Origin of the sequence: Halorubrum sp. Eb13 (genome assembly GCF_002252895.1) — an archaeon.
Lineage (GTDB): Archaea > Halobacteriota > Halobacteria > Halobacteriales > Haloferacaceae > Halorubrum.
This window is the reverse complement of the sequence record NZ_NHPE01000137.1, coordinates 1-1,201: the sequence shown is the minus strand read 5'-3', so window position 1 is coordinate 1,201 and position 1,201 is coordinate 1. Positions and strand designations below refer to the sequence as shown.

Annotated in this window: 2 protein-coding genes; both read left to right on the top strand. The window is 75.3% G+C overall.

Annotation, left to right across the window (positions count from 1 at the left end; genetic code table 11):
• Positions 1–286, top strand: a 286-nt coding sequence (locus DJ75_RS15320) for an N-acetyltransferase (protein WP_141212068.1), incomplete at its 5' end; no start/stop codon positions are given.
• A gap of 64 nt (positions 287–350) precedes the next feature.
• Entirely contained in the window at positions 351–1,148 is a 798-nt protein-coding gene (locus tag DJ75_RS15315; protein ID WP_094525291.1) for an inositol monophosphatase family protein, read from the top strand.
• The last annotated feature ends 53 nt before the right edge of the window (positions 1,149–1,201 follow it).

The following is a 1,201-nucleotide window of genomic DNA, read 5'->3' as shown; positions in this document are numbered from 1 at the left end:
CGCCTCGGTCCGCCGCGACGGGTACATCCTCTTTCTGGCCGTCCACCCCGACCACCGGGGACGCGGCCACGCGGAGCGGCTCGTCGCCGACGTCGCCGAGGCGCACCGGTCGGTCACCTGCCACGCCCGGACGACGAACGAGCGGGCGCTCGGCTTCTACGAGCACCTCGGCTTCGAGGTGGTCCGGCGGATCGACGACTACTACGAGGACGGCGGCGACGCCTACTACCTCAAGCTCGGCGGCGAGTCGCTCCGCGAGCGGCTCTCCGGAATCGTCGGGCGGTAGGCCGCTCGTCCGCCCGGCGCCGGCCACCGGAACGCGTTTCAGTTCCCCCGTCGAATCCGGTCGCGTGACCGATCACGACCAGATCGAGGCGGTCGCGCGGGCGGCCGTCCTCGCCGGCGGCGCGGAGCTGCGCGCCCGGTACCGAGACGGCGACGCCGAGGCCGAGTACGGGGCCCACGACGTGAAGGCGGCGGCCGACGTGGCGGCCGAATCGCGGATGCTCCCCGTCGTGCGCGAGGCGTTCCCGGACCACGCGGTGTTCGCCGAGGAGGCCGGCGAGTTCCCCGGCGACGGGCCGTACCGGTGGATCGTCGACCCCCTCGACGGCACCAACGACTTCGCCGCGGGCCTGCCGACGTTCGCGTCCTCGGTCGCGGTCCTCCGCGAAGGGTCGCCGCTCGTCGCGGCGCTCCACCAGCCCGCGACGGACGAGACGTACGTCGCGCGCTCGGGCGAGGGAGTCCGGTACGGCGGCGACCGCGTCACGGCCGCCGACGCGCGGGCCGCGGCGGGCGTCGGGAGCGACGTGGCGGGCGCCACGGTCGCGGTGATCGTCGGCCGGGACGTGCCCCGCGACCCGGCGCTCGCGGCCGAGGTCGACGCGATCCGAGGCGCGCTTGACGACCGCGTCAAGCGCGTGCTCGACAGTTGGGCGCCGACGGTCCACTCGGGGCTGCTGGCCCGCGGTCGGCTCCAAGGGCTCGTGCAGTTCCATCCGGACGAGGAGGAGCAGGCCGTCACGGAGCTGCTGGCGACCGAGGCGGGCGCCGCGGTCCGGCGCGAGGGGGACCTGTACGTCGCCGCGGCCGACGAGGCGACGCTCGACGAGCTGTGGGCGGCGCTGGACGAGGCCGACCGCTGAGCCCGGAGGCGAATCGGTGACCCCGGAAACCGACAACCATTAGCACGCGCCGC